Here is a 26,679-nt window from a genome sequence, read left to right as displayed (position 1 = left end):
GCTCTCAACCCTTGCTGCCGCGGTTGGGCGACGACAGCGCGCGGTCGCTGTCCGCGGCGATGAAATCGAGAATCTCCACTGCCGGCGGGCAGTCGAGATATTCGTTGCGGATTGCGGCTGCGTTGGCACGGACCGATTCCGGTCCCTCGAAGATCTGCTTGTAGCAGCGACGCACCGCGTGAATGACCGGACGATCAAAGCCGGCGCGCGTCATGCCGACGACATTGAGCCCGCTCAGCACACCCGGATTGCCGTTGAGCATGCCATAGGGAATGACGTCGTAGCTGACGGCAGACAGCCCGCCAATGAAGGCCTGCTTGCCGACCCGGGTGAACTGATGAACGGCCGAGCCGCCGCCGAGAATGGCGCGATCCTCGACGGTCACATGCCCGGCGAGCATCACGTTGTTCGACAGGATGATATTGTTTCCGAGCCGGCAATCATGCGCGACATGCGAATAGGCAAGGAACAGGTTGTTGTTGCCGACGGTGGTCGTCCCACCATGCTCGACGGTGCCGGTGTTCATCGTCACGCCTTCGCGGATCGTGCAATTTTCACCGATAACGAGAGTCGTATCGACGGCGCTGTGATGCACGCTCTGGGAATCGCCGCCGATGACCGCACCGGGGAAGATCTTGGTGCCCTTGCCGATCGTCGTGCGCCCGATCACGACGACATGGCTCAGCAGTTCGATATCGTCGCCTAGAACGACGTTCGGCCCGACGTGGCAAAACGGGCCGACCTTGACGTTCTCGCCGACCACCGCTCCGTCTTCGACAACAGACGCCGGATGGATCTTGGCACTTGATGCAATCATTTTCAGGCGTCTTCCTTGCTGACAATCATCGCGCCGATATCAGCTTCCGCGACAAGTTGCCCGTCAACTTTTGCATCACAGTGAAATTTCCAGATATTGCCCCGCTGCTTCTGCTTCGTGACGTGGAATTCGACGCGATCACCGGGCACGACGGGCTTGCGGAACCGTGCGTTGTCAATCGTCATGAAATAGACGAGGTTGCTGCCGATACCCGTCTTGCGCGCGCAGATGGCGCCCGCCGTCTGGGCCATGCCCTCGATCAGCAGCACACCCGGCATGATCGGCTTTTCGGGGAAATGTCCGGTGAAATGCGGCTCGTTCGCCGTTACGTTCTTGATGCCGATCGCCGAATTGTCGTCATCGATCTCGATGATGCGGTCGACGAGCAAGAACGGATAGCGGTGGGGAAGAAGTCTCAGGATCTCCTGAAGGTCCGCCGTACCGAGAACTGTCGCAGCGTCATTCATCCTTGCCACCTTTTTTCTTGTGCCTTTCGCTTGAACGCATCGCGATTTCGGCGACCTCGCGCAGGAAGTCGCGCATCGGCCGCGCTGGAATTCCGCCGTACCGCTCGCCCGCAGGCACATCGCTCGCCACACCGCTCATCGCGGCGATCTGCGCTCCATCTCCGATTGTGGTATGTCCGTTGACACCGGCATTGCCGCCGATCATCACGCCGTCGCCAATGCGCGCGCTGCCGGCGATGCCGACCTGGCTGACGATGCCGCAATAGCGGCCGATGCGGACGTTGTGGCCAATCTGGACAAGATTGTCGATCTTCGTGCCTTCGCCGATCACCGTATCGTCCATGGTGCCGCGATCGACGGTGGTGTTGGCGCCGATTTCCACATGATCCTGGATGATCACGCGGCCGACCTGCACGATCTTGATCATTCCGCCCTTGGGACCAGGAGCATAGCCGAAACCGTCCTGACCGATGCGCGCGCCCGGATGAATGATGACATTGTTGCCGACCAGCGCGCAGAGGATGCTGGCACCAGCCGAGATCGTGCAATCCCTGCCGATCCGGACATGGGGCCCGATGACCGCGCCGGCCGCGATCCGCGTCCCGCTGCCGATCTCCGCACCGGCACCGATGACGGCCGTCGGCTCGACCTCGACGCCGTCCTCGAGGCGGGCGGTCGGGTCGATAAAGGCTCCTGCCGCAATGCCCCGGCTGCTCATGTTGTACGACGGACGCAGCGCCTCGCCATGCAACAACGCGCCGGCGAGCGCGAATGCAGTGTGCGGCTTCTGGGTCAGCAGAACGGGGACGTGACTCGGAACGATCGATGCAATCGCCTTGTCGCAGATGATCGCGGAGGCCTGACAGCTCTCCAACTCATCCCGGCTCTTGCGCGAAAGCATGTAGCAAACGTCGCCGGGCTTGGCGCGATAGACCGGTGCCACCGCGTGGATGGCACGGTCGGCTACGCTGGCATCAGAAAGTTCCGCCCCAATCCGATCCGCGAGGTCACCCAGACGAATCCCTTGATGGGGCGGAAAAAACCAGTTCTGTTCCATGGACACTCCAGAACGATTTCCTGGCAGTTCTGGACTGCACTTATCAGAACGACGAGTTGATACCAAACTTGAAGTTCTGGACCTCGTCGAAGTCTTCCTTTGCAACCGGGACTGCGTAATCGACGCGAAGCGGGCCGAACGGCGAAGCCCAGATCAGGCTGACGCCGACGGAAGCCCGCAAGGAGGCATCCGTGCCGCGGGCGAACTCACCTGCTCCGGTCAGCGCCACGTCGTTGCCGTAGAGCGTGCCCGCATCGACGAAGAAGGCACCACGGAAGCCGCTGTCACGCGGGATACCGGGAAGCGGGAACGAGGCCTCGGCCGAGGCGGTGAAATAGGTCGTGCCGCCGAGCGCATCGCCATTGTTGACGCGCGGACCGATACCGTTGCGCTCGAAGCCACGGATGTCGTTGCTGCCCAGCTGGAACTGGTCGAAGACCTCCATCGAGCCCGAGGTCTTGAACAGGTGGCCCGCGCTACCGGCGAGCGAGGCGATGATGTCCGCTTCGTCGTTGACCGTGTAGTACCACTTGGCCTTACCCGTAAGCTTGTAGAAATCGGACGTGCCGCCAAGGCCGGCAAACTCCTGCGTCACCGATGCGAGGATGCCCTCGTGCGGCAACTGGGCGTCATCCAGCGTGTTGTAGGTGACCGACTGCGATACCGACGAGCGCGTCCACGGGCTGCCGTCGATCACGCGGTCGTAAGGCGATGAAAGTTCATCCTTGTCGCCGAAATACTCGAGTTCCGTATAGTTGTAACGCAGCGTCGTCGACAGGTTCTCAGTGATCGGCGCGGTGACGCGCAGGCTGAAGCCCTGGTCGTTGTAGCTGTAGTTATCGTCGTCGAAGTCGTTCTCGTTCTTGAAGAGGTCGAAGCCCGCGGCGAGGCGATAGCCCAGGAAATACGGCTCCGTGAACGACACATTGTAGGTCTGGCTGTCTTCGCCCTTGCCGGCGGCGAGACGGATATACTGACCGCGGCCAAGGAAGTTCTTTTCCTCGATCGAGGCTTCAACGAGGAAGCCGCCGCCGCTGCCGGCCGAATAGCCGGCACCGATGCCGAACGAGCCCGTCGACTGGTCCTGAACATCGACAATGACGATGACGCGGTCAGCAGCGCTGCCCGGCGCCGTCGTGATGTTGACCGTCGAGAAATATCCAAGGGCCTCAAGCCGGCGCTTGGCGCGCGCGATCATTTCCTGGTTGAAGGCATCGCCTTCGCCGACATCGAATTCGCGACGAATGACATAGTCGCGCGTGCGGGTGTTTCCGCGGATCTCGATGCGCTCGACATAGGCACGCTCGCCCTGATCGACGAGATAGTCGACGGCGATCGTGTGGTTTGCCAGGTCGCGGTTGCCGCGCGGCGTCACGCGGGCGAAGGGATAGCCCGCCGAGGCGACACGCTTGGAGATCGCGCTCATCGTGTCCTGGATGTCCTTGGCCTTGTAGACGGAGCCTTCGCGGCTCTGAACGAGACCCTTCAGTTCCTCGGCATTGATGCCCTCGACAGTCGATTCGACATTGACCGAGCCGAAGTCGTAGCGCGGCCCTTCCTCGACGGTGATCGTCACGGTGTATTCGTTGGTCGCCTCGTTGAGCGCCGCTTCGGACGAGATGACGTTGAAGTCAGCATAGCCGCGGTTGTAGTAGAACTGCCGCAGCAATTCTTCGTCGGCGCGGAGCTTGTCGGGATTGTAGACGTCCTTGCGCGTCAGGAACGAAAAGATTCCGGATTCCTTGGTCGCGATCACCGACTGCAGGCGACCGTCGCTGTAAGCCTCGTTGCCGACAAAATTGATCTGCGTGATCTTCGTGCGCTCGCCCTCGTTGATGACGAAGGCAAGGTTGACGCGCCCTTCGGCGATCGGAACGACCTGCGTCGTCACAGTCACGTCGCTGCGGCCGATCGCGGCATAGGCGTCCTTGATGGCCTGGATATCGGTCTCGACCGTCGCTTCACTATAAGGGCCGAGCGGCTGCGTGCGAACGACACCCTGGAGCTTGTCGTCCTTGATCTTGCGGTTTCCGTTGAAGACGACCTGGTTGACGAGCTGGTTCTCGCTGACGTTCACGACGAGCGTGCCGCCGGAGACACTGATGCTGACATCGGAGAAATAGCCGGTTGCGTAAAGGCGCTTCACCGAAGCGTCGATATCCGCATTGCTGAAGCTCTTGCCGGGGACGATCGTTATGTTCGCGCGAACGGTTTCCGGGCTGACACGCGTAGCACCACGCACTTCAACACGGCTGATGACCGCGGCCTGGGCGACCGATGTGCTCGCAACCAGTGCCGCACCGGTTCCCGTGGCAACCATGCTTGCCGACAGCGCAAACGCCGACACCGCGTTCAAAAACCTTGAACCAGCTTTCATTGCAATTCTTACCTTTTTCCAACGTCCCGCGGCAATTTCGTACCGACTCCGGTCACGGTTGCCGTTTTACCCGCTTTTCCCATACAAGCAAGCCAGCTCGTTAATTTCTGTTTACTTCAATTCGAACCGTGGCTTAACAGCCACTACGGCGTTGCGTTATCGTAAACAAATCGTTGCAAAGCAAGCTTGTGAAGCTCAATCGTTCACAGCTTTTCCGAAAGTTCGGATCCCCCGCTCAGCGCCGGCAAGTCCTAACCGAACAGCCAGTTGATGTCGTTCCAGGCGGCAAAGACCGTGAGCATGAGCACCATGGCGAAGCCGATCCGGAATGCGAGTTCCTGGGCAGCCGGGCCGACCGGTTTGCCGCGCAGCGCCTCGACCGCATAGAACATGAGATGGCCGCCATCAAGAACCGGAACCGGCATGAGGTTAAGCAATCCTATTGAAACCGAGAGGACTGCTGCGAAGTTGAGCACTTCGGCAATGCCGAGCTTTGCCATCTGCCCGGACATCTGCGCGATGCGGATCGGCCCGCCCACCTGATCGGCATTCATGCGGCCGACGACGAGATTCGACAAATAGTCGAACGTTCCGGTGACAATCCGCCAACTCTGCAGCGCACCCTGCCCGACCGCCTCGAGCGGCCCGTAGGTCTCGACGCGGAAATTGCCCGCCTCCTGATTCGTACCGATGCCGATCTTTCCTTCTTCGACCTTGTTGCCGAGCGGGTCGACGGATTCGGTGCGTTGCGGCACCATGTCGATGTCGACGGCGGCGCCGGCGCGCTCGATGCGAACTTTGATCGGGAGCTCGGGGCGAACACTGACGTAACGGCGAACGTCGTCAAAGGTGGAGATCGGCTTTCCATCGATCGAAATCAATCGGTCGCCCGGCAGGACGCCCGCCTTTTCGGCCGCACTCCCAGGCGCCACGAAGGCGACCACGGGGTCGGCGACCGCGCGGCCGTAGATCGAAAAGAGAACCGCAAAGATGGCGATCGCCAAGAGGAAGTTGGCAATCGGACCCGCCGCAACGGTGGCCGCCCGTTTCCACAGCTTGGCGCCGAGGAAGGTGCGGGCGCGCTCTTCCGGCCTTATCGTTTCCAGCCGGCTGTAGTCGGGCGTGCTCGCCGCATCCTCGTCGCCGAAGAATTTCACATATCCGCCGAGCGGGATCGCGCAGAACTTCCACCTCGTTCCATGGCGATCCGTCCAGCCAAAGAGTTCCGGGCCGAAGCCAACGGAGAAGGCGACGATGCGGATGCCGGACCAACGGCCTACGAGATAGTGCCCCATCTCATGGACGAAGACCAGCAAGGTCAGGAGGAACAGGAAGGTGGGAATGGTGTATTGCAGATTGTCAAGCAGAAGGCTCATATCGATTCCTATCGCATCCGCTGTTGTCGCCGCCGTCAGACTTCGGAATGCCGCGCGATCTTACCCTTATTTCTACTGGTGTTTAAGGAACTATGCAGCAGCAGCCGGCGCGATGACAAAAGTGTGAGGCGAACTCCGGGTTACAGGCCAAGCAGGAGCGAGGCAAAGGCCCCGTTCCGTCCGTCGCCGAGCAGGATCTGAACCAGAACCAGAAGCAGCGCGGCGACCGCGGCGAAGATCAAGCCGTCGACCCGGTCCATAACGCCGCCGTGCCCCGGGATAAGCTGGCTCGAGTCCTTCACGCCGAAGCGACGCTTCACGAAGGATTCGAAGAGGTCACCGACCTGGCTTGCGACAGAAAGCAACAGCGCCACGATCGGAATACGCGCGTCGTCGAGCGAGAAATGGGCCATGAAGACGGCAACGCCCGCAACGACGCCGCAAACGGCGCCACCAATCGCCCCCGACCAGGTCTTGCCGGGCGAAATCGCCGGGGCCAGTTTCGGACCGCCAACCGCGCGCCCGATGAAATAGGCGAAGATATCCGTTCCCCATACGACGGCAAACACGAAGAGCATCGCGATCAGGCCCAGGTAATCGGCACCACGGATGGCCGCCAGCGATATGCTCGTCAGTCCGGCATAGGCGACGCCCGCCGGCAGCCACCAACTCGTCCTTTTAATGAGTACCCAGAGAGCGGAAAGGACAAAGCCGGCGGCGAGCACCGGCAGGCTGTACGACATGTAGTCCATGAGCACGAACGCCGCGATCACGACCTGCGAAAGCCATCCCACGGCATTGCCCTGAAAATCCCGCTCGACAAGCCTCGTGATCGTCGACCATTCGTAATAGACGAGCAAGCCGATCGCGACAGACAGAAGCTGGAAGGCGAAGCCACCCGCCCATGTGGCACCGAGGGCTATCGCCGCGAGCACGATGCCCGAAGCGATGCGAAGTTTGAGTTCTCTCTGCATCAGGACCCGACCGCCAGAGTCGGTTGTGACAGCCCGCCGAATCGGCGTTCGCGGGAGGCGTATTTTTCGAGTGCGGCGATGAAGGTATCGCGCGTGAAATCCGGCCAAAGTTCGGGAACGAACAGCAATTCGGAATAGGCCCCCTGCCAAAGCAGAAAGTTGGAAAGGCGCTCCTCGCCGCTCGTTCGAAGAATGAGATCGGGGTCGGGAATGCCTGCCGTGTCGAGCGACGCCGCGATCCGGTGGACGGTGATGTCATTCGGACGGAGGCGACCGGCTGCCACGTCTTCCGCCAGACGCCGCATCGCTCGCGCCAATTCGTCGCGCGCGCCGTAGTTGAAGGCGATCACCAGGGTGATCCCGGTGTTGGCGACCGTCGTCTCCTCGGCCTCGATCAGGAGAGGCAGGATGTCGCCTTTCAAATTGGCACGGTCGCCGATGACGCGGATACGGACATTCTCGCGATGAAGGTCGGCGAGATCCCGCCTGATGAAGGCCTTGAGCAAGCCCATGAGGTCGCTGACCTCATCTTCCGGCCTTGCCCAGTTCTCGGAGGAGAATGCGAAGAGGGTCAGATAGCGGATGCCGAGCTCCGCGGCCGCCTTGACCGCGCCACGCACCGCCTCGACGCCCTTGCGGTGTCCCATGGTCCGGGGCAGTCCGCGCGCATTCGCCCAACGACCGTTGCCGTCCATGATGATGGCGACGTGAGCCGGCACGTTTGTGGGAACGAATTCTGGCATGGGCCTGTCCGAAACTAGAGACTCGATTTTCCGCGGTCAGACCTGCATGATTTCCTTTTCCTTCTCCGCGAGCAAGCGGTCGATCTCGGAAATCACCTCGTCGGTCATCTTTTGTACCCGTTCGGACTGAGCACGGCTCTCGTCCTGGCCGATCTCACCATCCTTTTCGGCTTTTTTCAGGCCATCCATACCATCACGGCGGACATGGCGGGCCGCCACCTTGCTCTTTTCCGCATAGTCATGCGCGACCTTGACCAAGGACTTGCGGCGCTCCTCGTTCAGTTCCGGCAAGGGAATGCGCAGGTTCTGCCCGTCGATGATCGGGTTGAGACCAAGGTTGGATTCCCGTATCGCCCGATCCACGGCACCGACCATGGACTTATCCCAGACCGAAACCGACAGCATCCGCGCTTCCGGAACGGTGATGTTCGCGACCTGGTTCAGCGGCATGCGCGAACCGTAAGCTTCGACGGTCACCGGATCCAAAACGTTCGCGGATGCGCGACCGGTACGGAGGGATGCGATGTCGTGCTTGAATGCAGCGATCGCTCCGTCCATGCGGCGCTTCAATTCCTTCAGATCCACACCTTCACTCATGGTTCAGACTCCCATTCTTCATATCGAGGGCCGTTCGGGGACCCCTGCAGATTATCAATTATCCGATACGATGGTGGCCCGACCGCCACCGGTCAATATGTCCGCGAAGCCGCCCTTCTCATGGATCGAGAATACGACGATCGGAATGGCATTTTCACGCGCCAGGGCCACGGCGGCAACATCCATGACGGCAAGCCCCTTCTCGAGGACCTCGCTGTGGGTCAGGCTATCGAAGCGCGTCGCCGACGGGTCTTTCTTCGGATCGGCGGAATAGATGCCGTCGACCTGCGTCCCCTTGAAGATTGCCTCGGCGCCCATTTCCGCCGCCCGCAGCGCCGCCGCGGAATCCGTCGTGAAAAACGGGTTGCCGGTTCCCCCGGCGAAAATCACGACGCGACCGAGGGAAAGATGATAGAGCGTCGCGCGCTGCGAGAAACTCTCGCAGATCTCCGGCATTGCGATCGCCGACAGCACGACCGTATCGATATCCAGCTTGCGCAGCGAGGTCGCGAGCGCAAGCGCATTGATGACGGTCGCCAGCATGCCCATGTGATCGCCGGTCACCCGGTCGCCGCCCTTGGAGGCGACCGCCACGCCGCGGAAAATATTGCCGCCGCCGACGACGACTCCGACTTCGACGCCCATGGCTCTCGCTTCGGCGATGTCGGAGGCGATCCGGTCGGCCACGGCCACATCAATGCCGAAGCCCTGGCTTCCCATCAAGGCTTCACCGGAGGCTTTGAGAAGAACGCGCTTGTAGATTGGCTTGGCCGACATCATCACTCCTGAGCAGATCGGCGCGCATGCGCGAGAGACGCGCACAGCGGCATGAGGACAGATCGTCTTGCGTGGTATCAACCGCCCCAGGCACCGCCCCGGCGGGTCGGCCGCAATAACGCATGCCGGATACACGAAGGGCACCGCGTTGTCACGCGATGCCCCCAGTTTTTCCCAATCGGGATGAAGAAATCAACCCTTTGCGGCTGCTGCAACTTCCGCCGCGAAATCGGATTCTTCCTTCTGAACGCCTTCGCCGAGCAGCAGGCGCGCGATGCCGGCCACCTCGATCGGCGCACCGACGGTCTTTTCTGCATCCTTGATGGCTGCCTCGACCGTCTGGTCGGGGTTCATCACGAAGGCCTGCGACAGCAGGGCGACTTCCTCGAAGAACTTGCGCATGCGGCCGTCGACCATCTTCTCGATGATGTTGTCCGGCTTGCCCGAAGCGCGCGACTGCTCGATGAACACGTTGCGCTCACGCTCGGCAACGGCCGGGTCGATCTCGCTCGGACGAACGGCGAGCGGGTTGGTCGCGGCGACGTGCATCGCAACCTGACGGCCGATCGCGTTCAGCGCTTCCTTGTCGCCGGTCGACTTCAGGGCGACCAGCACGCCAAGCTTGCCGATACCGTCACCGGCGGCATTGTGGATGTAGGTGGCGACAACGCCATCCTCGACCTTGAGCAAGGCGGCGCGGCGCAGCGTCATGTTTTCACCGATCGTAGCGATCGCGTCCTTGACCGATTCCTCGACGGATTTTCCGGTCGCCGGATAGGTCGCCGCGGCAACGGCCTCTACGGTGCCTGCCGTGCCCAGCGCGACATTGGCGATGCCGCGGACGAGGTCCTGGAACGCATCGTTACGGGCAACGAAGTCAGTTTCCGAGTTGATTTCGACGACAACGGCCTTGTTGCCGGAGCTGGCGATGCCGATGAGGCCTTCGGCAGCCGTACGGCCGGACTTCTTGTCGGCCTTCGCAATACCCTTGGCGCGCAGCCAGTCGATGGCGGCTTCCATATCGCCGTTGGTCTCGGCAAGGGCCTTCTTGCAATCCATCATGCCTGCGCCGGTCTTTTCGCGCAGATCCTTCACCATTGCGGCAGTAACAGTCATCTTGTTGCCTCTTTGTCTGTTTCGCTGGCGCGCCAAGCATTGAGTGGCGCCGTGCCAGAAGGTTTGGCAGGGAATGGCCCTTCAGTGTGACATCGTTATGACGCCGTCATCGCGATGCTTGCGCGGGCAAAGGGTCGGCCCGGCCGCGCCATTCCTTGCTGAAATGAACAAGGCCGTTCAGATTTTCATCACAAACGGCCTCGTCCCGATATTTCGTGGGTGCGGCAGCCAATTGTCGGCCGCCGTCCGCCCGATCAGGCTTCGGACGATTCGTCGAGAGCCGGTTCGACCGGAGCCTCTACGGCTGCGCCGAGATCACGGCCCGAAGCGCCCTGCTGGCGGGCAATACCGTCGATGGCGGCACGAGCGATGAGGTCGCAATAGAGAGCGACCGCACGCGATGCGTCGTCATTGCCGGGAATCGGATAGTCGATCTGGTCCGGATCGCAATTGGAGTCGATGACGGCGACGACCGGAATGCCAAGGCGCTTGGCTTCTTCGATCGCGATCGATTCCTTGTTGGTGTCGATGATGAACATCAGGTCCGGCGTGCCGCCCATGTCGCGGATACCGCCGAGGGCGCGGTTCAGCTTCTCGCGCTCACGCTCGAGGTTCAGGCGCTCCTTCTTCGTGAAGCCGGAGGCTTCGGAAGCGAGGATTTCGTCGAGCTTGCGCAGGCGCTGGATGGAGTTCGAGATCGTCTTCCAGTTGGTCATCATGCCGCCGAGCCAGCGGGCGTTGATGTAGTACTGGGCCGAGCGCTTGGCAGCGTCAGCGATAATCTCGGAAGCCTGACGCTTGGTGCCGACGAAGAGCACGCGACCGCCATTGGCAACAGTGTCGCTGACGACCTGCAGGGCGCGCGACAGCATCGGAACGGTCTGGGCGAGGTCGATGATGTGAACGTTGTTACGATCGCCGAAGATGTACGGCTTCATCTTCGGGTTCCAGCGGTGCGTCTGGTGACCGAAGTGCACGCCTGCTTCGAGAAGCTGGCGCATGGTAAAGTCAGGCAATGCCATGCCTTTTTCTCCTTTTCCGGTTGAACCTCCGCAAGGCGTCGAGCGCATCTTGATGCGCCCACCGGCGGAACAATCCGGATTTCTCCCGGAAAATCCCATGCCTCACGTGTGGAATGGCCAGCCCCTTAGCCGCAACCGCCCGATAAATCAAGACGGGAAGTCTGATTTTTAGTGCTGTCCAAGGCGTGACGCGCCGTCGTCCCAGGACCGCAGCACACTTTCGGGCGACAGCGCTACTTGCACTCTTCGGCGTTGAAGACTTCGAGGTTGGAAAGCTTGCCGCTCAGCACGAAGTCTCCATAGTCCATCGTCAGGTCGCGCGTGACGCCGTTCTCATAGAGCTTGAAGGACATGCGGTAGATCGGCAGGGCGTCGCCGCTGGCCTCGTCGTTGAAGTAGGATATCGTCACCGGCCAATAGCTTTCGCCAGCCAGCTTCCCCGCCTTGCCGGCGTCCGCGTCGTCGGGGGTTGGTTTGCGGGGCTTGCCGACGAAACTCGAGGTGATCAACGTCTTGTCGCCCGAATCGGAACCATCGAAGATGCGCGATTCGAAGAATGAGTCGCCGCGCTTGGCTCGCTCGATCACTTCCAGCATATGCTCGGTCGGGAATCGGCTTTGGGCCAGGGCCACTTCGCGCTTGTCCGGCGCCGTGAGTTCGACCTTGACACCGGACTTGTCGTCATGGGCGTTTCCGCGCACCTCCTTGTCAAGCTTCTCGTCAGTGAAGGAACGGGTGAGGAAGCGGAAGCTCCTGTTCTTCAAGTCCTCGTAAGTCGTCGTCTGCTGATCGGTCAGGCGCACATCCTCGCCGGTGTCGACCTGGGTGACGAAGCGGAAGCTCACCGTATATCCCTCGCAGGCCGAGCCGTTGAACTCATAGACCATGCGTCCGTACATGCCGGTAATGCCGGAACGATCGGAGGCATTCTTCAGTTCAAGATCATAGACAGCGCGATGCGGCGCCAGGGCGCTCGCATGTGCAACACCCGCGACGGTCATAGCCGCGAGGCAGGCGCTCCCCAGAGTGAGAAGACCGAAGCCTTTACGAAACATCCGTTTCCTCCTGTTGGACTCGCCGGCAATGGGATAAACAAACATTCGGCAGAAGCGAGGCAAATCCGGTCCGTGCCTGTCACGATCCTGTTTTGGATGCAGGATTTTATCACAAAAGACAACAAGGGAGCCCCCCATGTCCGCAGAGATCGAAACGCGTCTCAACGAACTTGGCATCGTCATTCCACAGGCGGTCGCACCGGTCGCAAACTACGTGCCCTATGCCATCACCGGCTCGACGCTCTACATCTCCGGTCAGTTGCCCATGGAAGGCGGCAAGGTCGCGGTGACCGGCCATGTCGGCAAGGATGTCGACGTCGCGGCCGCCCAGCGCGCTGCCGAGCTCTGCGCGATCAACATCCTGGCCCAGGCCAAGGCCGCCCTTGGCGGCGACCTCGGACGCATTCGCCGTCTCGTGAAGATCAACGGCTTCGTCGCCTCCGTTCCGGAATTTACCGAGCAACACCTCGTCATCAACGGCGCGTCGAACCTCCTTGCCAATGTGCTCGGCGAGGCCGGCAAGCATGCGCGCGCCGCGGTCGGCATGGCCTCCCTGCCGTTCAACGCGGCCGTCGAAATCGACGCCATCCTCGAAATCGCCTGATCGGGAACTCTCCATGAAGGACACTTCCTGGCTCAAAGCCCAGCCGATCGCCCATCGCGGCTATCACGACATGAACCGAAAGGTCTGGGAAAACACGCTTTCGGCCTTCGCCCGCGCCGCAGCGGCGGGCTTTGCGATCGAATGCGATCTCCAGTTCACCGCCGACAGCGTTCCGGTCGTCTTCCACGACCACGACCTGCAGCGCCTCTGCGGGATCAGCGGGGACGTCCGGGCGAAGACTGCAGCCGAACTTGGACTGCTGTCGATCGGCGGCACTAAGGACAAGGTGCCGACGCTCACGCAGATGCTTCGCCTCGTCGATGGCCGCGTTCCGATTGTCATTGAACTCAAAGGCCGAAGGGGCGATGACGAAGGCTTTGCGGCCGCCGTGCTCGACACGCTCGAAGGTTACAGGGGGCATGTGGCGCTGATGAGCTTCGATCATTGGCTGCTCAAGGATCTGAAAGATCTCGACGCACCCTATCCGCTCGGCCTCACCGCCGGAGGGATCAACCCGGAGACCTTCTTCGAGCACGACGAAGCCATGCAACTCGGCCTCGACTTCATCTCCTATTTCCATGGCGACCTTCCGAATGCTTTCATAACAAAGGAACGCGCCCTTGGCCGCACCGTCATCACCTGGACGGTGCGCGACGGGCCGGCGCAGGAACACACCTTCGCCCATGCCGATCAGATGACGTTCGAGGGTTTCGATCCAAGGGAGACCATGATTTCCTAAGCGCATGTCAGACGCGATCAACATCCGCATAGAGCATTCGTTCTCTTCGATCCCGCCGGCGAGCTGGAACAGGCTCGCTGGCGCCTCGAAGTCCCATTCCAGCGCGCCCTACAATCCCTTCCTGTCGCACGCCTACCTGTCGGCACTCGAGGAGTCCGGTTCGGCGACGGCGGAGACGGGCTGGCTCGGACAGCACCTGCTGTTGGAGGACGCGGATGGTTTCCTGCGCGGCGCCCTCGTCTGCTACATGAAGAACCACAGCCAAGGCGAATACGTCTTCGACCACGGTTGGGCGAATGCCTTCGAGCGCGCCGGCGGCCGCTATTATCCGAAACTGCAATGTTCCGTGCCGTTCACGCCCGTGACCGGCCCGCGCCTGCTCAGCGCCGCGGGCGGCGATCCGCTGCCGGTGCAGGAGTCGCTTGCCGCCGGCCTCAAGGAACTGTCGCGCCGGCACGGCGTGTCCTCCGCCCACGTCACCTTCGTGCCGGTCGAGGAGATGCCGATTTTCGAGCGCTCCGGATTTCTGCACCGGACCGACCAGCAGTTCCATTTCTTGAATGAAGGCTATGGCTCACATGACGACTTCCTCGCCACGCTCGCATCGCGGAAACGCAAGGCGCTGAAGAAGGAGCGTCGGGTAGCCGTCGAGAACGGGATCACCATCGACTGGCTGACCGGCAGCGATCTCACCGAAGCGATTTGGGACGAATTTTTTGCCTTCTACATGGATACCGGCGGGCGCAAATGGGGCCGGCCGTATCTGACCCGCGCTTTCTATTCGCTGGTCGGCGAGCGGATGGCAGACGACATTCTGCTGGTCATGGCCAAGCGCGGCGGCCGGTATATCGCCGGCGCGATCAATTTCATCGGCGGCGATGCGCTCTACGGGCGACATTGGGGCTGCATCGAGGACCACCCGTTCCTGCATTTCGAAGTCTGCTATCACCAGGCCATCGACTTCACGCTTGCCAAGGGGTTGAAACGCGTCGAAGCGGGCGCGCAGGGCGAGCACAAGTTGGCGCGCGGCTACATGCCGGTGACGACCCACTCAGCGCATTTCATCACCCATCCGGGCTTGAAAAGGGCGGTCGCGGACTACCTCGAGCAGGAGCGCCGCGACGTGGAAGAGACCGGCGAATTCCTTGCGGAGCACGGGCCGTTCCGCAAGGGTGAGCGCCAACAAGATTGACCGACAGCGGACATCGCCCGCGGCGACCCTACAAAAGGAGAAGACATGAGCGCCTATGACACCAACAATATCTTCGCCAAGATCCTGCGTGGCGAAATTCCTTCGCATCGGGTCTACGAGGACGAGGCGACGGTGGCGTTCATGGACGTCATGCCGCAGGCGGAAGGACACGTGCTCGTGCTGCCGAAGGCGCCGTCGCGCAACATCCTCGACGCGGACGCTACCACCCTGCCGGCGCTGATCGCCGCGGTGCAGAAGATCGCGATTGCGGCGAAGGATGCCTTCGACGCGGACGGCGTGACGATCATGCAGTTCAACGAGGCACCGGCCGGCCAGTCGGTGTTCCATCTGCATTTCCATGTGATTCCGCGCCGAGAAGGCACTCCGCTGAAGCCGCATTCCGGCACGATGGAAGATGGCGAGGTTCTGGCAGCGAATGCGGAAAAGATACGGCGGGCGCTTTGAGCGTCCTGCCTGTCAGAAACCCAGCCACCAGAGGCCGATGGCGAGAACGGCGATCGCCGTCGCAATGCCTGCCACGGGCTTCTGCCGGGCGAGAAAGAAGGCGATGGCGCCGACAGCGACGGCGCCGAGCCGCAGCCATAGCGGTGACTGCGCCAATACCCCGGTCGGATAGAGGATGAGCTTCGCGATCACTGCGGCGACTAGAGCGGTAGCGACCGCCCTCACCCAGTTCAAAGCCTCCGAATCTTCGCGAAGCCGCTTGCCGGCAAGCACGCCGAGCCAGCGCCAGAGATCGGTGGCAAGCCAGCCGGCGATCGCTATGAAGGCATAGGCCCACCATCCGTCCGTAGAGGTCATGGGGCTGCCTCCCGCCGCGAACGCCAGATGCGCTCAGCCCCCCAGGCAAGCGTCCCGCCGCCGATCCCGGCCAGCAGGATGTCGAATTCCGGGGCGATCCAGTAAAACAGCGGGCCGGCGACGAGGCCGAACGCAAGCGCCACGTAGATGACCGGGTGTCGGGCAGAGTGCCAGATCGAGGTGAGAAAATAGACCGGTGTCAGGAAAAAGAGGCAGCCCGCCACCAGCGGCGGAAACTCGGCGACAAGGTGGTAGACGACGCCGACCAGCACCATGTTCGCCGCGACAAGCGTGATGCCGAAGCCGGCGAAGAACGCGACACGATGGTTGCGCGGCACCTGTGGCACCCGCTCCATCGCAAAAACCCAGGCCGTGATCGCCACGAAATGCGAAAGCAAGAGGAGCAGCCAGGTCGGCGTTTTCGAACCGCGCAGTTCCGGAACGAGCGCCGCGACCATCGGCATAAGACGGACGGACGAGAGGGTAACGGCGAGGAAGGCCGTCGCGAGGCTTGCGCCGCTCAGGATCGAACTGACGAGAATGACCTTCGCAGGCAAAGCCCAGACGATGCCCGTCATGAAGACAACCTGCTCCGGCGGGATGCCGGCCTGAACGGTCAGGGCGCAGAAACCGACGAAGGACAGCATCAGGATGACGGCCGGCAGGCTGAAAATCCCACGTGCTCCGGTCAGAAACCAGGCAAGCGTTGACCGTTCGTCTTCGACATCATCCATTGAAATCACGCGGAATGGGAGCGTCCTGCTCAACAAGACGGTGCCGGGTGAAGCCACCCGGCACCGTCAAGCGAAGTTCGCGATTGCGCTATTTCTTGCGCGGGACCTTGGGAACCGTTTTTCCCTTCAACGGAGCCGAATCTGACGCGGCTTTGGCAGCCGCCTTCTTCGGCTTCGATTTCGAACCGGCCTCGACGGCAACGGTTTCCTTCTCTTCCGACTTCTTCGGCTTGGCGTTCTTGCCAGGCCGCGACACTTCCGCCTTCGGCTTGATCGGAGCCGTCTCCGGCACGGCGTCGAGGACCAACCCCTTGGTGCCGTCCTCCTTCATACCGATCGTCACCTTGACGACGCCGCCCTTCTTGAGCTTGCCGAAGAGGATTTCGTCGGCGAGCGGCTTCTTGATGTTTTCCTGGATGACGCGGGCCAGCGGCCGTGCGCCCATCTTTTCGTCATAGCCCTTGTCCGCAAGCCAGGCGATCGCCTCCGGCGCGAGGTCGAAGGTGACGTTGCGCTCGGCGAGCTGCGTCTCAAGCTGCATGACGAATTTCTGCACGACCTGGTGGATGACAGGCGTCGGCAGCGAGTTGAACGGGATCACCGCATCCAGGCGGTTGCGGAATTCCGGTGTGAACAGGCGGTTCAGCGCCTCGACATCCTCACCGGTGCGCTTCGACGAGCCGAAGCCGATTGCCGGCCGCGCCATGTCGGAGGCACCCGCATTGGTCGTCATGATCAGGATGACGTTGCGGAAGTCGATCTTCTTGCCGTTGTGGTCGGTCAGCGATCCGTGATCCATCACCTGCAGAAGGATGTTGAAGAGGTCCGGATGGGCCTTCTCGATCTCGTCGAGCAACAGCACGCAGTGCGGATGCTGGTCGACGCCGTCGGTCAGGAGCCCGCCCTGGTCAAATCCGACATAGCCGGGAGGTGCGCCGAGCAGACGGGAAACCGTATGCCGCTCCATATATTCCGACATGTCGAAGCGCAGCAGTTCGACGCCGAGCGACGTCGCCAGCTGTTTCGCCACTTCCGTCTTGCCGACGCCGGTCGGGCCGGTGAACACGTAGCAACCGATCGGCTTGTTCGGCTCGCGAAGGCCAGCGCGTGCCAGCTTGATCGACGAGGCGAGTGCCTCGATTGCCAGATCCTGACCATAGACGACCGAACGCAGTTCCTTGTCGAGATTGGCGAGAACGGCCTCGTCGTCCTTGGAAACCGACTTCGGCGGAATGCGTGCCATGGTGGCGACCGTCGCCTCGATCTCCCGTTCGGTGATCAGCTTGCGGCGCTTGCTGACCGGCAGCAGCATCTGTGCCGCACCCGACTCGTCGATGACGTCGATCGCTTTATCCGGCAGCTTGCGGTCGTTGATGTAGCGCGCCGAAAGCTCGACCGCCGCCCTGATCGCCTCGTTCGAATATTTGAGGTGGTGATACTCCTCGAAATAGGGCTTCAGTCCCCGCATGATCTCGATCGCGTCGGCGACGGTCGGTTCATTGACGTCGATCTTCTGAAAACGGCGGACAAGCGCCCGGTCCTTCTCGAAGAACTGCCGATACTCCTTGTAGGTGGTCGAACCGATGCAGCGGATCGAGCCGGAAGAGAGCGCAGGTTTCAGGAGGTTGGATGCATCCATCGCACCGCCCGATGTCGCGCCCGCGCCGATCACCGTATGAATCTCATCTATGAAGAGAACGGCACCGGGATATTCCTCGAGTTCCTTGACGACCTGCTTCAGGCGCTCTTCGAAGTCGCCGCGATAGCGCGTGCCGGCAAGTAGCGTTCCCATGTCGAGCGCGAAGATGGTCGCGTCCTGAAGCGCTTCCGGCACCTGCTTCTCGACGATGCGCTTGGCCAGCCCCTCGGCGATCGCCGTCTTGCCGACGCCGGGATCCCCGACATAGAGCGGGTTGTTCTTGGACCTGCGGCAAAGCACCTGGATGGTCCGGTTCACCTCGGCGTGCCGACCGATCAGTGGATCGATCTTCCCGGATTTGGCCTTTTCATTCAGATTGACGCAGTAGGCTGTCAACGCATCTTGCTGCTTTTTCGGGCCGGCTTCCTCGCTCTCGCGTGGCGCCTTCTGTTCCGACTCCTGGTCCTCTGCGCCCCGCACCTGCCGCGACTCCGAACTGCCGGGGCGCTTGCCGATGCCGTGCGAGATGAAATTCACCGCGTCGTAGCGCGTCATTTCCTGTTCCTGCAGGAAATAGGCCGCATGGCTCTCGCGCTCGGCGAAGATCGCGACGAGCACATTGGCGCCTGTCACCTCTTCGCGGCCGGACGATTGCACATGAATGACGGCACGCTGGATGACGCGCTGGAAGCCGGCAGTCGGCTTGGAGTCTTCATCATAGCCAGTGATCAGATTGGACAATTCGTTGTCGACATAATCCGTCACGGTCTTGCGAAGCGTTTCGAGATTCACATTGCATGCGCCCATCACAGCGGCCGCATCGGCATCGTCGATCAATGCCAGCAGCAGATGCTCGAGCGTCGCATATTCATGATGGCGCTCGTTGGCAAAAGTCAGTGCCTGATGCAGCGCCTTTTCGAGGCTGGGCGAAAATGTTGGCACGTTAGGTCCTCATTTCTTTTCCATGACGCATTGCAAGGGATGCTGATGCTGCCTGGCAAAATCCATTACCTGCGTCACTTTGGTTTCGGCGACTTCGTAGGTAAAGACGCCGCATTCTCCAACGCCGTGGTTGTGGACATGAAGCATGATGATGGTCGCCTGTTCCAAGTCCTTCTGAAAGAAACGCTCCAGGATATGGACGACGAACTCCATCGGCGTGTAATCGTCATTCAAAAGCAGGACGCGGTACAAACTCGGCTTCTTGGTCTTCGGCTTGGTGCGCGTGATGACGGACGTCCCACGACTGGGGCCGCCTCCGTTTCCGTCGCTTCCCTGCTGCATCCGGACCGACATGGCGATCATTCTGTTTCATTCCCTTGACAGCTGCAATCCGTGAAGATGACCGCAGCCTGCTTGCCTTTATCTAATGGTTCGTTCTTGGATTTTAAGACCGAACCAACGCACTGCAATCATATTCGCACGGCCAAGCACAAGATTGATCAAATTTCTTCGGCTGCTGAGACCGACATTCCGCCTGTCCCCAGACCGGCAATGCCGCATCAGCTTCAGGAAGAGCGCGCACCAAAACAAGAAGGCCAGCCGCGGCAACCGCGACCGGCCTTCTTGCAATGGCGATGGTCTTATCGTCAGGCGGCGGCGGCAGACTTCACGGATGCAGCTGCCTTGGCGACCGGCGCCTCGTAGGGCTTGTAGGCGTCCTTGGCGAGATCGGCATACATTTCACCGATCTTCGACGCTTCGGCGACGAAAGATTCATAGCTCGACTTCAGATAGTTCGTCTGGAGCTCGAAGGCAGCCTCGAGGCTCTTGGCACCCGACAGCTTCTCGATATGGGCGATACCGTCTTCGAAGGACTTCTTCGAATAGTCTGCGGCTTCGGTTGCAATGGCCTGGAAGCCCTTGGTCAGCGTCGAGTAGCTTTTTACAGCCACGTCCAGTGCTTCCTTGCTCTTTTTGTTTGCATCATCGAAGTTAAACATCAAGCTTCTCCTTGTGGGCGGTGGGCAAGCGTCAGTCTAGGTGCACTGCACAAAAAGTCAAGTTCAGTGTGCAATGCAGTAAAACACAATTCTTGCAACGGCTTGATGAAAATCCGGTCTCACCCGACAAGTTTCTTTGAAAAATATGACTTAACAAGAAAAAGGCCGGCTCGATTGCTCGGGCCGGCGCCGGTAGGTGGTGGAGGCCCCGCGCAGCTTTCGACCGACTGCGCGTCGCTCCAACTCACAGATCAACGTCGAGGATCGCCATCGAGAAATTGTAGGAAAGCTCGCCGTCCTCCTCGTCGCGGAAGATCACGCCAAGGAACTCGTCGCCGAGATAGACTTCGGCGGATTCGTCCTTGCGCGGACGGGCCTTGACGACCATCGCCGGGTTCAAGGTGCGCTTGAAATAGGCCTCAAGCTTGCGGATTTCTTCGGGCTTCAAATCTATTCTCCGTATCCGGTTGATTTGCGGCGCTTCTCGCATGCGGCATCGCCAGGTGTAAACCCACTATGGCACCGGGCGCTTGCGCAGACGCCAGACCACGGGCACATAGCCTTGAATTATCGCGCAAAAATTTCCCTCCGCGATCAGATCCGAGGGCAAGGCGCCTCTTCCGCTTCAGATATCGAAGCTCGCCAGAATCTGGTCCATCTGCCGCGAGGGTTCGGAGCATCCGGCCTCTCCGACGACCTTGGCGGGAACGCCGGCCACGGTCGTCTTCGGCGGGACAGCCTTCAGCACGACCGATCCTGCCGCCACCCGCGAGCAATGGCCGATATGGATATTGCCGAGGATCTTCGCCCCGGCGCCGATCAATACGCCGTCGCCGATCTTCGGGTGACGGTCGCTGCCCTCCTTGCCCGTGCCGCCGAGCGTAACGCCGTGCAGGATCGACACATTGTCGCCGATCACCGCCGTTTCGCCGACGACGAGGCCCGTCGCGTGGTCGAGGAAGATGCCGCGCCCGACGCGCGCGGCCGGGTTGATGTCGGTCTGGAATACGCTCGAGGAACGGCTCTGGAGATAAAGCGCGAAATCCTTCCGCCCGCGGCTCCACAGCCAATGGGCGAGCCGATGCGTCTGGATCGCGTGGAAGCCCTTGAAATAAAGCACGGGCTCCAGGAATCGCGTGCAAGCCGGATCGCGATCGTAAACGGCCTGAATGTCGACGCGCAGGATCGTGCTCCATTCGGGCCAGTCCTCGAGCATCTCCAGAAACGTCTGATGGAGCAGATTCGCCTGCAGGTCGGGATGATCGAGCCGCTCGCAAATCCGGTAGATCACGCTCTCTTCCAGCGAATGCTGGTTGACCACGGTCGAATAGAGGAAGGCGGCAAGCATCGGATCGCGCTCGGCAGCGAAGCGCGCCTCTTCGCGCAGGCTGTCCCAGATGGGGTCGATCGCCTTCAGCGGCTCCGTCTGGCGAAGTTCGGTCTTGGCGACCATGGTCGCGCTCCTTCCTTAGTCAAAGGTGGCCTGGTCAAGGGGCGGCCTGGCCAGGCATGCCTAGTCAATCCGTGGCCTGCACTGCCCCATATATAGGGCAATTCCCGAACGATATAAATGGCCTGGCAGCGTTTCAATCGGCGGTCGCTTTTGGCCGCCTATGCTCGGCCGACCTCACCGAGAAACTCCAGGACCGCCTTCTTGAAAACGCGGTCGCCGACCGCCAGCATATGGTCGCGGCCCGGGATGTCCAATGCCCTGGCATGCGGCATCAGGGCGGCAAGCTCCTGTGCCGATCCCGCTACGTCATCCTTCGTGCCGACTCCGATCAGAACCGGCACGTCGATGCGGGCGACATCCTCGGCGGAAAGCAGATCGCGCGAGGTCGATATGCAGGCGGCAAGTGCCTGGCGGTCGCTTTTCGTCTGGTCGGCGAAGGCGCGAAACATGCGGCCGCGCGCATGCGTCACGTCTTCGAGAGATGGTGCGAGCAGCGCATCGGCGATCGGATCCCAATCCCCAACCCCGGTCACCATGCCTATTCCCAGACCTCCGAGCACGAGCGAGCGAACGCGCTGCGGGTGATGCAACGCCAGAAATGCGGAGACGCGCGCGCCCATCGAATAGCCCATCACCTGCGCCTCGCCGATACCAAGATGGACGAGAAGGGCGGCCGCATCGCCGGCCATCTGGTGCGGGTGGTACAAGGAAGCGTCATAGGGCTTGCTGCTCGCGCCGTGACCGCGGTTGTCGAGCGCGACAACCCGGTAGCCGGCGTCGCCGAGCGTCTTCACCCAGCCGGGATAGACCCAGTTGACGTTGGCGCTCGAGGCAAATCCGTGAATGAGCAGAATCGGATCTCCGGACGGATCGCCGGCGTCGAAAAACGCGATCTCCAGGCCGTCATGGGTGAAGCGCGAAAATGGTGGAGGGTTCAAATCCATGGTCTTTCCCGGACATCAATCTGTTTTCGCCGCAAACTAGAGAGGAACGGAATGGCCGAAAACCCCCGCCGGTTCAAAAACCACAAGCGCTTCGTTATTGCTGCTACACATTTGCGCCAAAGCTCACTATGGTGCCGGCAAAATCGACACCAGACTGCATTCATCGGAGTACGACATGGCCGGCCACAGCATCCCCCATTTCCAGAATGACGGCGGGCATCGGGTCATCGAGATCGGCGTCAAGGAATTCATGTGCACCGGCGCATCCGTTCCCTTCGATCACCCCCATATCTTCATCGACATGGGCGACGACAATGAAAAGGTCTGCTCCTATTGCTCGACACTCTATCGCTACAATCAGAGCCTGAAGGCGACCGAGACGATTCCGCCGGGCTGTCTCTTCGAGACCAGGGCTGCCTGACCTCGCTGCATCCTCCGGCTCGACGCCGATGCAAAATGCTGATCCGGTCGCGGTCGTCGGCGCCGGCATTGCCGGACTGACAATGGCGCTGTGCCTTGCGCGGCAGGGCTTCTCTACGGATATATTCGAGCAGGCGGACGCGCTGGACGAAGTGGGCGCAGGTCTGCAATTGTCACCGAATGCCTCGCGCATATTGACGGACCTCGGCCTGCTCCCCGCCCTCCAGGACGTGTGGAGCGAGCCGGACTCGATCGCTCTTGTCGACGGACGCACGCTGCGACCGCTCACGGACGTGCCGGCGGGCGCGAACGCGCGCAGCCGCTGGGCGGCCCCATATGGCGTGCTGCATCGCGCCAGCCTGCAGAAAATCCTGCTGCGGGCCGTACGGTCGGAGCCGCTCTGCCGCTTGCATCTGGGAAAGCGCGTTGAAGGTGATCCGGTTGCGGCCGTTGCCGCCGTGATAGGTCGCCGCCCGAAGGTGGTCATCGGCGCCGACGGCATCTGGTCACAGACGAGAGCCTCCATCGACGGCGCCGGCGGCGTTCGGTTCTCGGGCAATATCGCCTGGCGGCTGTTACTGCCCGGCGTCGAAGCGTCCACCCGCCTGTCGGCAAGTCGTGTCACGGCCTTCCTCGGACCGAATGCGCATCTGGTCGCCTACCCGCTCCGCGAAATCGACGGCTTCAATCTTGTCGCGATCATTGGCGGCAAGCCCACCGCGGCAGCCTGGATCGGCCAGGACTCTGAGGAGCGGCGGCGGGAGTTCGCCGCCGCCTTCGAAAATTGGCATCGCGACCTGCGTTCCATGATCGAGAATGCGGTCTCGGCCACCTATTGGCCCCTGTGCACCGTCGACGAGGGCGCCTGGCACAATGGACGGGACCTTGTCCTGATCGGCGATGCCGCCCACGCCATGACGCCCTTTGCCGCACAAGGCGCCGCGATGGCAATCGAGGATGCCAGCGAACTCGCGCATTGCCTCGCGACATGCGCCGACCCGCCGGCGGCGTTCGGGCGCTACGAGCACGCGCGTCGGGCGCGGATCGCCCGGGTGCGCAATCGCGCGGCCTTCAATCGATTCGCCTATCACGCCCGCGGGCCGGTTCGGGTCGCGCGCAACCTGGTCCTCGCGCTGAAAGGCCCCGAGGCGCTCGCGGCCGATCTCGATTGGCTCTACGGATACGACGGCTCGGAACGTCGGTAAGGCTAAGCCTCAGGCGGCATTGGCGGCCGCAAGACCTGCCTCGATGTCACGGCGCAGGTCGACAACATCCTCGAGGCCGATCTGCAGTCGAATGACCGGGCCTCCGGACGGAGCCTTGGCGACCTTGCGATCGGAAAGGTTCACATGAAGGGCGAGGCTCTCGAAGCCGCCCCAGGAATAGCCGAGGCCGAAGAATGAGAGCGCATCGAGGAAGGCATGCGCCTTCGCCTTGCCTTTTTCAGGCTCTGCCTTCAGGACAAATGAGAAAATGCCGCTCGCGCCGCCAAAGTCGCGCTTCCACAGCTCGTGCCCCGGAAAGCTCGGCAGCGCCGGATGCAGCACGCGCGCCACCTCTTCACGGCTTTCGAGCCAACGGGCAATCGCCAGCGCGCTTTCCTGGTGGCGCTCAAGGCGGACTCCCATGGTCCGTAGGCCGCGCAGGATCTGGTAGCTGTCGTCCGGCGAGACGCAGACGCCGAGCGTCACCATCGCCTCGGTCAGGGCCGGCCAATGCGCCGCGTTGGCCGAAACGGTTCCGAGCAGCACGTCCGAGTGCCCGGACGGGTATTTCGTAGCCGCGTGGATGGAAATGTCGACGCCGTGGTCGAGGGGACGGAAGTAAAGCGGGGTTGCCCAGGTGTTGTCCATCGTGACGATGCAGCCGTGCCGGTGGGCGGCGTCGGCAATCGCCCGGATATCCTGCATCTCGAACGTGTTCGAGCCCGGCGCCTCCGTGTGCACCAGCCGCGTGTTCGGCCTGATCAGGCTCTCGATGGCTGCACCGATCATCGGATCGTAATATTCGACCGTAACCCCAAGCCGGGTCAGCATCGTGTCGCAGAAATGGCGGGTCGGGAAATAGACCGAATCGACGATCAGCGCGTGGTCACCCGAGGAGAGATATGCCAGGAACGGCACCGTCACCGCGGCCAGCCCCGACGGGACGAGAATCGTTCCCGCCGCGCCTTCGAGCTCGTTGATTGCATCGCAGAGCGCATCGGTCGTCGGCGTGCCTCGCGTGCCGTAAGTGTATTTCTGTGCCCGCGTTTCCATGGTCTTCGCGTTCGGGAAAAGCACGGTGGATGCATGGACCACTGGCGGATTGACGAATCCATGGTAGTCGGAGGGATTGTTGCCGGTGTGCGCGAGGCGGGTGTTGATGCCGATCTCTCCACGCGCGCTCATTTTCTCTGCCATTGAACGATTCCGCGGTTGAAAACTCGATGGAAACTCATCGAACGCGGCACGAATGGGGTCAAGAGAAAATTCGATACCAGGGGATCGATCGCTCAGAAATACGCAACTGACGGTTTTTTATTCAGTAACGGGCGATTTCCAGCAAAATCTGCTTAAACTTCTGGCGAATTTTCAGTTTTTCACATCGAAAATCAGAAAATCGGCATCGTCTCTTGACCCTCATGGATTTTGAGCATGAGATAGATTGCACTCATGCCAGGAGGGTGGCAGAGGCTGCACGCGCCGACGGAGCGCATCAGTGCAGACGGGAACTTACAACAACCGAAAAGGTTCAAAAAAATGGCAAAAAGAATTCTGACAGCTCTTGTTGGCGCTGCTGTCATGGGGATTGGCGCACATGCGGCATCGGCCGCAACCCTTGACGACGTGAAGGCCAAGGGCTTTGTCCAGTGCGGCGTGAACACCGGTCTGGCCGGTTTCGCAGCCCCTGACGCTTCCGGCAACTGGAGCGGTTTTGACGTCGACTATTGCAAGGCGATTGCGGCCGCAATTTTCGGCGATGCCACCAAGGTGAAGTACACGCCGACCTCCGCGAAGGAGCGTTTCCCGGCATTGCAGTCCGGCGAGGTCGATGTTCTCGCCCGCAACACGACCTGGACCATCAACCGCGATACGGCGCTCGGCTTCAACTTCCGCACGGTCAACTACTATGACGGCCAGGGCTTCATGGTTCGAAAGGGCCTCAACGTGAAGTCCGCGCTCGAACTCTCCGGCGCTGCTGTCTGCGTCCAGACCGGCACCACGACCGAGTTGAACCTCGCCGACTACTTCAAGACCAACAACCTGCAGTACAACCCGGTCGTCTTCGAGAAGCTCGAGGAAGTGAACGCCGCCTACGACGCTGGCCGTTGCGACGTCTACACGACCGACCAGTCCGGCCTTTACTCGCTGCGCCTCACCCTCTCCAAGCCGGACGAACACATGATCCTGCCGGAAATCATCTCGAAGGAGCCGCTCGGTCCGGCCGTGCGCCAGGGTGACGACCAGTGGTTCGATATCGTCAGCTGGGTTCATTACGCGCTGATAAACGCGGAGGATTTCGGCATCACCCAGGCAAATGTCGAGGAAATGAAGAAGTCGCCCAACCCGGACATTCAGCGCTTCCTCGGCGTCGAAGCCGACACCAAGATCGGCACGGACCTCGGCCTCACCAACGAGTGGGCGGTCAACGTTATCAAGGCCGTCGGCAACTACGGCGAAATCTTCGACCGTAACATCGGTGCCGGCAGCCCGCTGAAGATCGAACGCGGCTTGAATGCTCTGTGGAGCAAGGGCGGCATCCAGTACGCCCCGCCGGTTCGCTGATCGGTTAGAAATCTCGGAGGAGCGGCACGCCGCTCCTCCGTTGC

Annotated in this window: 28 protein-coding genes; 7 read left to right on the top strand and 21 right to left on the bottom strand. The window is 61.3% G+C overall.

Annotated features, from left to right (window positions below):
* Positions 1–4 precede the first annotated feature (4 nt).
* The 12 genes from lpxA to RHIBR816_RS0126500 form a co-directional block, all read right to left on the bottom strand.
* Positions 5–823 carry an acyl-ACP--UDP-N-acetylglucosamine O-acyltransferase gene (lpxA, locus tag RHIBR816_RS0126555; protein ID WP_198294184.1) on the bottom strand — a complete coding sequence of 273 codons (819 nt, stop codon included), beginning with the start codon at positions 821–823 and terminating at the stop codon, positions 5–7.
* Positions 820–1,284 carry a 3-hydroxyacyl-ACP dehydratase FabZ gene (fabZ, locus tag RHIBR816_RS0126550; protein ID WP_012707899.1) on the bottom strand — a complete coding sequence of 155 codons (465 nt, stop codon included), beginning with the start codon at positions 1,282–1,284 and terminating at the stop codon, positions 820–822. The genes lpxA and fabZ overlap by 4 nt, the downstream gene beginning before the upstream one ends.
* Positions 1,277–2,341, bottom strand: coding sequence for a UDP-3-O-(3-hydroxymyristoyl)glucosamine N-acyltransferase (lpxD, locus tag RHIBR816_RS0126545; protein ID WP_018239625.1), 1,065 nt, complete (start codon positions 2,339–2,341; stop codon positions 1,277–1,279). Before lpxD ends, fabZ begins: the two co-directional genes overlap by 8 nt.
* A 43-nt stretch (positions 2,342–2,384) precedes the next feature.
* A complete protein-coding gene (gene bamA / locus RHIBR816_RS0126540) occupies positions 2,385–4,718 on the bottom strand; it encodes an outer membrane protein assembly factor BamA (protein ID WP_026187455.1) in 2,334 nt (777 codons plus the stop codon).
* A gap of 251 nt (positions 4,719–4,969) precedes the next feature.
* The gene (gene rseP / locus RHIBR816_RS0126535) at positions 4,970–6,094 is read right to left on the bottom strand and encodes an RIP metalloprotease RseP (protein ID WP_018239623.1); all 1,125 of its coding nucleotides are present in this window, start codon (positions 6,092–6,094) and stop codon (positions 4,970–4,972) included.
* A 140-nt stretch (positions 6,095–6,234) separates the two neighbouring features.
* Positions 6,235–7,068, bottom strand: coding sequence for a phosphatidate cytidylyltransferase (locus tag RHIBR816_RS0126530; protein WP_018239622.1), 834 nt, complete (start codon positions 7,066–7,068; stop codon positions 6,235–6,237).
* Positions 7,068–7,811 carry an isoprenyl transferase gene (locus RHIBR816_RS0126525; RefSeq protein WP_018239621.1) on the bottom strand — a complete coding sequence of 248 codons (744 nt, stop codon included), beginning with the start codon at positions 7,809–7,811 and terminating at the stop codon, positions 7,068–7,070. Before RHIBR816_RS0126525 ends, RHIBR816_RS0126530 begins: the two co-directional genes overlap by 1 nt.
* Positions 7,812–7,847: 36 nt before the next feature.
* Positions 7,848–8,408, bottom strand: a complete 561-nt coding sequence (gene frr / locus RHIBR816_RS0126520) for a ribosome recycling factor (RefSeq protein WP_018239620.1) — start codon at positions 8,406–8,408, stop codon at positions 7,848–7,850.
* Positions 8,409–8,462: 54 nt separating this feature from the next.
* Positions 8,463–9,185 carry a UMP kinase gene (pyrH, locus tag RHIBR816_RS0126515; protein ID WP_026187454.1) on the bottom strand — a complete coding sequence of 241 codons (723 nt, stop codon included), beginning with the start codon at positions 9,183–9,185 and terminating at the stop codon, positions 8,463–8,465.
* Between the two features lie 192 nt (positions 9,186–9,377).
* The gene (gene tsf / locus RHIBR816_RS0126510; RefSeq protein ID WP_026187453.1) at positions 9,378–10,301 is read right to left on the bottom strand and encodes a translation elongation factor Ts; all 924 of its coding nucleotides are present in this window, start codon (positions 10,299–10,301) and stop codon (positions 9,378–9,380) included.
* Positions 10,302–10,555: 254 nt separating this feature from the next.
* Positions 10,556–11,323, bottom strand: a complete 768-nt coding sequence (gene rpsB / locus RHIBR816_RS0126505) for a 30S ribosomal protein S2 (protein WP_018239617.1) — start codon at positions 11,321–11,323, stop codon at positions 10,556–10,558.
* A gap of 233 nt (positions 11,324–11,556) precedes the next feature.
* Positions 11,557–12,378, bottom strand: a complete 822-nt coding sequence (locus RHIBR816_RS0126500) for a cell envelope integrity EipB family protein (protein WP_018239616.1) — start codon at positions 12,376–12,378, stop codon at positions 11,557–11,559.
* A 136-nt stretch (positions 12,379–12,514) separates the two neighbouring features.
* Here RHIBR816_RS0126500 and RHIBR816_RS0126495 point away from each other — a divergent pair, with 136 nt between their 5' ends.
* Genes RHIBR816_RS0126495 through RHIBR816_RS0126480 form a run of 4 tightly spaced genes read left to right on the top strand, consistent with a single transcriptional unit; the run spans position 12,515 to position 15,378 of the window.
* Entirely contained in the window at positions 12,515–12,982 is a 468-nt protein-coding gene (locus RHIBR816_RS0126495; protein ID WP_018239615.1) for a RidA family protein, read from the top strand.
* Positions 12,983–12,995: 13 nt separating this feature from the next.
* Entirely contained in the window at positions 12,996–13,721 is a 726-nt protein-coding gene (locus RHIBR816_RS0126490; RefSeq protein ID WP_018239614.1) for a glycerophosphodiester phosphodiesterase, read from the top strand.
* A gap of 4 nt (positions 13,722–13,725) precedes the next feature.
* The gene (locus RHIBR816_RS0126485; protein WP_018239613.1) at positions 13,726–14,913 is read left to right on the top strand and encodes a GNAT family N-acetyltransferase; all 1,188 of its coding nucleotides are present in this window, start codon (positions 13,726–13,728) and stop codon (positions 14,911–14,913) included.
* 45 nt (positions 14,914–14,958) lie between these two features.
* The gene (locus RHIBR816_RS0126480; protein WP_018239612.1) at positions 14,959–15,378 is read left to right on the top strand and encodes an HIT family protein; all 420 of its coding nucleotides are present in this window, start codon (positions 14,959–14,961) and stop codon (positions 15,376–15,378) included.
* A 12-nt stretch (positions 15,379–15,390) separates the two neighbouring features.
* Here the strand turns inward: RHIBR816_RS0126480 and RHIBR816_RS0126475 are convergent, their stop codons facing one another.
* The 8 genes from RHIBR816_RS0126475 to RHIBR816_RS0126440 form a co-directional block, all read right to left on the bottom strand.
* A complete protein-coding gene (locus tag RHIBR816_RS0126475; RefSeq protein ID WP_018239611.1) occupies positions 15,391–15,735 on the bottom strand; it encodes an AzlD domain-containing protein in 345 nt (114 codons plus the stop codon).
* Positions 15,732–16,469 carry an AzlC family ABC transporter permease gene (locus RHIBR816_RS0126470; RefSeq protein ID WP_018239610.1) on the bottom strand — a complete coding sequence of 246 codons (738 nt, stop codon included), beginning with the start codon at positions 16,467–16,469 and terminating at the stop codon, positions 15,732–15,734. Before RHIBR816_RS0126470 ends, RHIBR816_RS0126475 begins: the two co-directional genes overlap by 4 nt.
* Positions 16,470–16,557: 88 nt before the next feature.
* Complete coding sequence (gene clpA / locus RHIBR816_RS0126465) at positions 16,558–19,050, bottom strand: ATP-dependent Clp protease ATP-binding subunit ClpA (RefSeq protein ID WP_018239609.1); 2,493 nt, start codon at positions 19,048–19,050, stop codon at positions 16,558–16,560.
* Between the two features lie 9 nt (positions 19,051–19,059).
* Positions 19,060–19,413, bottom strand: a complete 354-nt coding sequence (gene clpS / locus RHIBR816_RS0126460) for an ATP-dependent Clp protease adapter ClpS (RefSeq protein WP_018239608.1) — start codon at positions 19,411–19,413, stop codon at positions 19,060–19,062.
* A gap of 284 nt (positions 19,414–19,697) precedes the next feature.
* Complete coding sequence (locus RHIBR816_RS0126455; RefSeq protein WP_018239607.1) at positions 19,698–20,051, bottom strand: phasin family protein; 354 nt, start codon at positions 20,049–20,051, stop codon at positions 19,698–19,700.
* A gap of 244 nt (positions 20,052–20,295) precedes the next feature.
* Positions 20,296–20,499 carry a DUF3126 family protein gene (locus RHIBR816_RS0126450; protein ID WP_018239606.1) on the bottom strand — a complete coding sequence of 68 codons (204 nt, stop codon included), beginning with the start codon at positions 20,497–20,499 and terminating at the stop codon, positions 20,296–20,298.
* Positions 20,500–20,676: 177 nt separating this feature from the next.
* Positions 20,677–21,504: a serine O-acetyltransferase gene (gene cysE / locus RHIBR816_RS0126445; protein ID WP_018239605.1), complete on the bottom strand. Its 828-nt coding sequence runs from the start codon at positions 21,502–21,504 to the stop codon at positions 20,677–20,679.
* A gap of 158 nt (positions 21,505–21,662) precedes the next feature.
* The gene (locus tag RHIBR816_RS0126440; RefSeq protein WP_018239604.1) at positions 21,663–22,448 is read right to left on the bottom strand and encodes an alpha/beta fold hydrolase; all 786 of its coding nucleotides are present in this window, start codon (positions 22,446–22,448) and stop codon (positions 21,663–21,665) included.
* 175 nt (positions 22,449–22,623) lie between these two features.
* On the opposite strand from RHIBR816_RS0126440, the gene RHIBR816_RS0126435 reads away from it, so the two are divergent.
* Together RHIBR816_RS0126435 and RHIBR816_RS0126430 are read left to right on the top strand one after the other, a co-directional pair.
* On the top strand, positions 22,624–22,869 hold the full coding sequence (locus tag RHIBR816_RS0126435) for a zinc-finger domain-containing protein (protein ID WP_018239603.1): 246 nt from the start codon (positions 22,624–22,626) through the stop codon (positions 22,867–22,869).
* A gap of 28 nt (positions 22,870–22,897) precedes the next feature.
* Positions 22,898–24,073 (top strand): FAD-dependent monooxygenase, encoded by a 1,176-nt coding sequence (locus tag RHIBR816_RS0126430; protein WP_018239602.1) that lies wholly within the window; start codon positions 22,898–22,900, stop codon positions 24,071–24,073.
* 9 nt (positions 24,074–24,082) lie between these two features.
* On the opposite strand, the gene RHIBR816_RS0126425 is transcribed toward RHIBR816_RS0126430, so the two are convergent.
* Positions 24,083–25,270: a cystathionine beta-lyase gene (locus RHIBR816_RS0126425; protein WP_018239601.1), complete on the bottom strand. Its 1,188-nt coding sequence runs from the start codon at positions 25,268–25,270 to the stop codon at positions 24,083–24,085.
* Between the two features lie 339 nt (positions 25,271–25,609).
* Between RHIBR816_RS0126425 and RHIBR816_RS0126420 the strand changes: the two genes are divergently transcribed.
* Positions 25,610–26,635: an amino acid ABC transporter substrate-binding protein gene (locus tag RHIBR816_RS0126420; RefSeq protein ID WP_018239600.1), complete on the top strand. Its 1,026-nt coding sequence runs from the start codon at positions 25,610–25,612 to the stop codon at positions 26,633–26,635.
* The last annotated feature ends 44 nt before the right edge of the window (positions 26,636–26,679 follow it).

This window comes from Ensifer sp. BR816 (genome assembly GCF_000378985.1).
GTDB lineage: Bacteria > Pseudomonadota > Alphaproteobacteria > Rhizobiales > Rhizobiaceae > Sinorhizobium.
The sequence above is the reverse complement of the archived record's forward strand: the minus strand, read 5'-3'. Positions and strand labels throughout refer to the sequence as shown.